The organism is Paraglaciecola sp., assembly GCF_030730205.1.
Lineage (GTDB): Bacteria > Pseudomonadota > Gammaproteobacteria > Enterobacterales > Alteromonadaceae > Paraglaciecola.
Genome location: NZ_JANQVQ010000338.1, coordinates 1 through 6685 on the forward strand (window position 1 = coordinate 1; position 6685 = coordinate 6685).

5 protein-coding genes and 1 pseudogene are annotated in these 6685 nt (G+C 40.2%); all 6 read left to right on the top strand.

All coding sequences use genetic code 11. The annotated features are described in order from the left end of the window. A pseudogene (locus NWQ57_RS22365) lies at nt 1-192 on the top strand (protein CapI); the annotation flags it as partial. A 142-nt stretch (nt 193-334) separates the two neighbouring features. Next, nucleotides 335-2320 carry a nucleoside-diphosphate sugar epimerase/dehydratase gene (locus NWQ57_RS22370; protein ID WP_306024411.1) on the top strand — a complete coding sequence of 662 codons (1986 nt, stop codon included), beginning with the start codon at nt 335-337 and terminating at the stop codon, nt 2318-2320. Nucleotides 2321-2406: 86 nt separating this feature from the next. Next, nucleotides 2407-2826: a hypothetical protein gene (locus tag NWQ57_RS22375; RefSeq protein WP_229584322.1), complete on the top strand. Its 420-nt coding sequence runs from the start codon at nt 2407-2409 to the stop codon at nt 2824-2826. 66 nt (nt 2827-2892) lie between these two features. Next, the gene (locus NWQ57_RS22380) at nt 2893-3597 is read left to right on the top strand and encodes a YjbF family lipoprotein (protein WP_306024412.1); all 705 of its coding nucleotides are present in this window, start codon (nt 2893-2895) and stop codon (nt 3595-3597) included. Next, complete coding sequence (locus NWQ57_RS22385; protein WP_306024413.1) at nt 3594-4331, top strand: capsule biosynthesis GfcC family protein; 738 nt, start codon at nt 3594-3596, stop codon at nt 4329-4331. Before NWQ57_RS22380 ends, NWQ57_RS22385 begins: the two co-directional genes overlap by 4 nt. Then, nucleotides 4331-6442 (top strand): YjbH domain-containing protein, encoded by a 2112-nt coding sequence (locus NWQ57_RS22390; protein WP_306024414.1) that lies wholly within the window; start codon nt 4331-4333, stop codon nt 6440-6442. Before NWQ57_RS22385 ends, NWQ57_RS22390 begins: the two co-directional genes overlap by 1 nt. Nucleotides 6443-6685: the final 243 nt, after the last annotated feature.

Genomic DNA, 6685 nt, shown 5'->3' on the forward strand with positions numbered 1-6685 from the left:
TTTATCGAGGCAATTGAGCAAGCAACGGGAAAAATAGCTTTAAAAGAGTTCCTGCCAATGCAGGATGGAGATGTGCCAGCGACTTATGCAGATATCGATGATTTACAAGATGCAGTAGCATTTAAGCCAGAAACTTCAATTATTGACGGTATGCAATCTTTTGTTGATTGGTTCAAGGCTTATTACCGTTAAGGTTGCATTAACCTTAAGTTACTTATTATAAACTTTTTGATACCTTAAAAAGGTGTTACTCATCCACCTTCCTTTTTTTAATGCTATAATTGCACGCGATTTTGATTGATTCGGCGTAAAATGCCGATATATGGAGTATAAAATGCTAGCATGGTTGCTTGAATTACCCAGAACTTTTAAGCGGTTAATTTCATTGACGCTAGACTCTTTATTTCTGGTGATTTCTGTCTTTGTTGCATATTTTTTGACACTTAATGGTGTCGAAAGCCCTATATTTAGTATGGTTTTCGCTTTTCTTATCACTCTTCCTTTAACATTACTGATTTTCGTAAAGCTAGGACTTTATCGTGCGGTAATCCGCTATATTGGTCAGCATGCCTTAGGGGCAGTTTTAATTGGTGTTTGTTCTAGTGCAGCGATCCTTGCGGGTTTATTTGCCATATTAAATGTGCATGACAAAAGCAGTATGATCGTTGTTTATGCACTAGTGGCGTTGTTAACCACTGGCGGTATGCGGTTATTGGCACGAATGTTATTAACGCAGGGCAATAATGAGCATAAAGTGTCAGTATTAATTTACGGTGCAGGCTCATCAGGCCGACAACTCGCTCAAGCTTTGCTAAATGGCGATCAATATAACCCTGTAATGTTTGTTGATGATGATGCTACTTTACAGCGCTCTACAATATTAGGCATTCCAGTTGGCAGCCCTGAGCAAATCACCTCCATAATAAAAAACAAGTCTATTAGTCGGGTTCTTTTGGCTATGCCTTCTGCTAGCAGAACTAGACGCAGAGAGGTGCTCGATCTTCTCGAAGAGTTACCTATTCCGGTCTTGTCTATTCCTGGCATGAGCGATTTAGTTAACGGCAGTATGCGTATTGATGAACTGCAAGATGTGAAGATTGAAGATTTATTAGGTCGTGATCCTGTTTCACCTCGTCCAGAATTAATGAATGCTAATATTGCCGGCAAATCGGTAATGGTGACTGGAGCAGGCGGTTCAATTGGCTCAGAGCTTTGCCGACAAATTATAAAGTGTCAACCTAAAGTATTAGTGCTCTTTGAGTTAAGTGAATTTGCTCTTTATGCCATTGAGCAAGAGTTAACTGCTTTTGTCCGTAATAACGAACTGGACATACAAATTGTCCCTGTCATGGGCTCTGTGCAAAAGGCCAGCCGCCTTGAATCGGTGATGCGTTCTTTCTCAATTAACACGGTTTATCATGCTGCAGCTTACAAGCACGTACCTTTAGTTGAATATAACGTTGCCGAAGGTGTTAGAAATAATGTCTTTGGCACCTGGTACACTGCTGAAGCGGCAATTAAAGCAGGCGTTGAAACTTTTGTCTTAATTTCAACAGATAAAGCTGTGCGTCCAACCAATGTTATGGGGGCATCTAAACGGCTAGCTGAGTTGGTTTTACAATCATTGGCAGATAAACAGGCTACAACCCGATTTTGTATGGTGCGTTTTGGTAATGTATTGGGTTCCTCTGGGTCTGTTGTGCCTTTATTTCGAGAGCAAATTCGTAGAGGTGGGCCGATAACGGTTACGCATAAAGATATTATTCGGTATTTTATGACTATACCTGAAGCTGCTCAATTGGTTATCCAAGCCGGCGCCATGGGAAAGGGTGGTGATGTATTTGTGCTGGATATGGGTGAACCAGTAAAAATTGCCGAATTAGCCAAACGTATGCTGCATTTAATGGGGTTAAGTATTAAAGACGAACAGCACCCTAATGGTGATATTGAAATTTTATTTACAGGGTTAAGACCCGGCGAGAAATTGTTCGAGGAGCTCCTGGTTGGTAATGACGTGCATGTTACTGAACACTCCAGGATTATGGCAGCGAAAGAGGTTTACCTTCCTTGGCCACAAATGCAACATCTTTTAAATCGGTTAGATGATTGTTGTGAGCGTTTTGCTGTTGAAGAAATTATCGAGCTGATACGTTCAGCCCCTACACAATTTAACTACAGCTGTGCGACCAGTGATTTGGTGGTAAATGCAGCATGTTCAATTGAGACTAAATCTCAATTGGTTGTTTTAGCTAACATAGATAATCCTAGACATTTATCTGTGGTGGCTAAAGGCGTTGGTAGCAATCAACAGATTGCTTAACAGGCGTATTTTCTGATTGTGGTATGCAGCGAGTTCGTTTATGCTATTAGGTAATTGGGAATACTTTTAATCTTGAGGGATATGTAATGAAAAAATCTTTAGTTGCAATGGCTGCTGCCGTTATTTTTAGTACAAGTGTTGTTGCACAAAGCACTGAATCTTCATCAACTGCAGCTGCAGGTGGTTCAAGTGTTACTGCTTTAGGTAGTTTAACTGTTGCATCATTAACAGCAATTGGTGTTACCGCTGCTGTTGCTGCTGCAATCGTTTCAAATGCACAACAAAGTGGTGTTTTACCTGAGACGCCAGTAGTGACGCCACCAGGCACTACTACTACTCCAGGCCCAGTATTTACTTTAGTGTGTAACAGTGGTGACGGTGTTCCAGTAAATGGTGTTTGTACTAACAACTCTACTACTGTTACCGTAACAGGTACTGGTACAGCAACAAGCACTGTAACAGTGCCAGTAGTTGTGACTTACCCAGCTATTGCTACAATTCTATAAGCCTAGCTTGACAGGAAGCCGCCAATAGGCGGCTTTTTTTTTGTATTAATCAAGGATTTTGTTGATATGGCTTTGCCAAAGTTGTGTCTTGCATTTTTTGCTACCTTTTTAATGTCTTCTTGTGCCGGCACTTATAATTCTTATGTTGATATGTTCAAGGTTGCCCTAACGCCTATAGAAGATGTTACTTTAACGTTTAGTGATGTTGAACAAGCAGAATTTGATTATGTTTACGTGCGTTATGGCGAGAAACCACGCATAGCTATGGCTTTAATGCTTGCCGAGAAAAATCAATACAAGTGGGTATCGGCAGACCAGTCGTTACTGATTACTGAAAATGGGCGCATAGTAAAAACTCTTGGCTTAGCCAATGATTTACTTTACCTAACGAACCGCGATGCGGACCCTCTGAAACAACAATTAAATACTAACTCTACTTGGGTGAGGCAGGCTGATTGGTCAGTGGGGGAATATGGTTATTTGATGCGCTCAAGTTTTGACGTGTACCTTGAAGACACCATCAACATTTTTTCTACGAGTTTATCGGTAACTAAAGTTATTGAAACGGTAACCTATGAGCAGAAGTCCAATTACTTGAGATTTGACAGTACTTGGCAAAATGTGTTCTGGATAGATGCTTTAACAGGACGGGTTTTAAAAAGCCAACAGCAGCTTGGGCCGGGAATGGAACCGTTAGAATCAGTTTATATTAGCGAAATTGTAAGACGCTTAAAACAAAATGGCGTTGTTGTTGCTAAGGATGCGATATGAGTATGCGTCAGTTTTTTTTGTTATCAATATTGTGGGTTTCCAGTGGTGCAGTTAGTGCAAATACACCCTTAGTTGATGTAACTATCAATCATCAAGCTTATTCTTTTGAAACAGCGCCACGCTTAGCAGAAGTGTTAAAACCCCTTGCTGAGCAAGATGATTGGTATTGGCCAGCCACACGATTATATCGTGCTAATAGCCCTTTTATTGAACAGCAACGTCAGCAAACATTGGATTTTATTGCTCAGTTAATTAATACAACGGATATGCCTTTAAAAGCATTACTAGCACAATTACATGTTGATATAAAAAGCTGGAATTTAGCTGAACGGGTTCCATTAACCATTGATTATGATTTAGCGAGAACCGTTCCGGCTTTTAATCCCCGTTTTGAAAAAGGCAGTTATCAGCTTTTCATAGCTAAACGACCAACAGATGTTCATTTTTGGGGAGCAATACCCATTACGGTGAGTCTTCCTCATCGTTCTGCTGCGCCAGCAAGTTCCTATATCACTGAGCTGCAACAAAACCAATTTAAAGATACTGATCGTGTATTTATCATGCAGCCTGATGGTGAAGTGATTGAGGTTGGCGTCCAACTTTGGAATAAACAGCATATCGAGATTATGCCAGGTTCTATGGTGTTTATTCCATTTGCAACTCATTGGTTTACTTCTGAGTTGACTGAATTAAATCGACAATTATTAGCGTTAGCTGTTCATAGGATTTACTAATGCAAGGAAATATTCCGGTTTTTAAGCTGTCAGCGTTAGCGTTATTGTGTTTTCCAGCCGTTGTTGTGGCAGACGATTCCAATGATAGTTGGCAGCAAAGCCCTTCAGCGTTAACACAATCTGTGCGTGGTGGCGTTGGTTTATGGCAAACACCTACGGCTCGAATGGCAGCTGATGGTAATGTCTCTCTTAACTATACCGATAACGATGAATATCGTTTTTGGTCGGTTAGTATTCAGTTGTTTCCTTGGATGGAAGCAACTGCTCGTTACACTGATGTGCGTACTCGTTTGTACAGTGACTTTGCTTCATTTAGTGGCGATCAAACACTTAAAGATAAAGGTTTAGATGTAAAGTTTCGTTTGTTGCAAGAAAGTACCTACTTGCCTGAAGTCGCAATAGGCTTCAATGATTTCGGTGGCACCGGTTTCTTTGAAAGTGAGTTTGTGGCTTTAAGTAAAAAAGCCGGCGATTTTGATTTTCATTTAGGAATGGGCTGGGGATATCTCGGCACTGGTGGCAATATCAGCAATCCATTTTGTGAATTACGAGATAGTTTTTGCAAACGACCACGCGGTTTTAGTGGGCAAGGTGGAAAAATTGATTACAACCGCTTTTATAAAGGCCCTGCCTCTTTATTTGGTGGTGTCGTATATCAAACACCTTGGCAACCATTGAGCTTGAAACTGGAATATGAAGGTAACAATTATTCAACCGATCGTGCAGGTGATTTGCCGCAAGACAGCCGTTGGAATTTTGGTGCTACCTATCAGATAAATGATTTTACTTTGGATTTAAACTATCAGCGTGGTAATACCTTTGGTTTTGGGGTGCACTACGCTCTTAATATGAATTCTGCTGAACAAATTAAGATTAAACCTGCGAAACTGCCCTTACCAGAGAATCGTGCTGATGTTCCTAATAACATTAACTTTAATACTTTAACTTACAACCTTTATTACAATGCCGGTTTTTTACCGCGTAATATCTCGTTAAAAGATGAAGAAATTATTATTCATGGCCAATCATTTGCTTATCGAGATGATTTAGAAGCAACGGAGCGTGTTGCTCGTGTCGTTGTTGCGCAACTGCCTGCTCATATTAGAAGAATTCGACTGGTAGAATATGATAAAAATATCCCGCAATTAGAAAAACTGATTGATGTCGATGCCTTTATTACAGCTGCGGATTTTAATGTTTTACAACCCGATATTCGTTCAAGCTATGTAAGACAAGCTCCTGATCGTGCAGCGTTAAAAGATGTACCTGCAAATGACACCAAAGGGTTTTACAATGGTATAGAAACTTTTTGGGTACAGTCGTTTGGTAATCCTGAGCGCTTTTTTATGTATCAAGGCGGCTTGTTTTTAGGCGGGGGTTATTTATTTAATAATCAATTCAGTATCAACGCTACAGCAAAATTAACCTTGTTAGAAAACTTTGATGAGTTTAACTTCAAAGTTGATGCCATAGATTCAACCTTACCGCGAGTGCGAACCTATGTTCGTGAATACGTTACACGAAGTAAATTTTCAATTGATAATGTCTATGGACATTGGAAAAAAGAAATTGCACCATCTTTGTTTGCTCAAGCTTATGCGGGTTATTTAGAAACGATGTTTGGTGGTGTAGGAACTGAGTTACTGTATCGACCGGTTGATAGCACTTTAGCTTTTGGTATTGATTTAAACTATGTTAAACAACGTTCGTATGAAAATGACTTTGGTTTCTTTGATTACAACGTTCTGACAGGGCATTTCAATATATATTGGCAACCCAGCTTTTTAGATGATACGCGTTTGACGTTTAATATAGGCCAGTTCTTAGCCAAAGATAAAGGGGTGAATGTTGACTTTGCTAAACGCTTTGACAGTGGCATGATCATCGGTGCCTATGCGGCTATTACAGATGCATCTTCTGAAGAGTATGGTGAGGGCAGCTTTACTAAAGGTTTTTATCTATCTATCCCATTTGATTTGTTTTCTATTCGACCATCAAAAGGCCGTGGCCGAATTCCGTGGATCCCTATTGGTCGTGATGGTGGTCAACCGTTAAACAGACCTGTGAAGTTAATTGATGTGACTGAAATACGTTCATCCTTTTTCGACTAATAACTCTGACCACATTCAAAGTCATATCCTACCTGTCTCTGAGTGTGGTCTGATCTGTCTCTGAGTAAGGTCGTACCAGTACCGGAGTGTGGTCAGAGTAGTTTTGTTCTTGGTGTTAGTGGTCTTGCTTGTGCTTTTTGTCGTATAGCACAACTGATAAAATCTTTATGCTTAGTTTTGGTATTGAGGGCGGTAGTAGATGATTTATTTTAACAGTCAGAGTATCCCCGAGCTTGCTGGCTT

Bases quoted from the DNA above. Each gene is read 5' to 3' on its own strand.
- NWQ57_RS22370 (WP_306024411.1), top strand. From the start codon at position 335: ATGCTAGCATGGTTGCTTGAATTACCCAGAACTTTTAAGCGGTTAATT.
- NWQ57_RS22375 (WP_229584322.1), top strand. From the start codon at position 2,407: ATGAAAAAATCTTTAGTTGCAATGGCTGCTGCCGTTATTTTTAGTACA.
- NWQ57_RS22380 (WP_306024412.1), top strand. From the start codon at position 2,893: ATGGCTTTGCCAAAGTTGTGTCTTGCATTTTTTGCTACCTTTTTAATG.
- NWQ57_RS22385 (WP_306024413.1), top strand. From the start codon at position 3,594: ATGAGTATGCGTCAGTTTTTTTTGTTATCAATATTGTGGGTTTCCAGT.
- NWQ57_RS22390 (WP_306024414.1), top strand. From the start codon at position 4,331: ATGCAAGGAAATATTCCGGTTTTTAAGCTGTCAGCGTTAGCGTTATTG.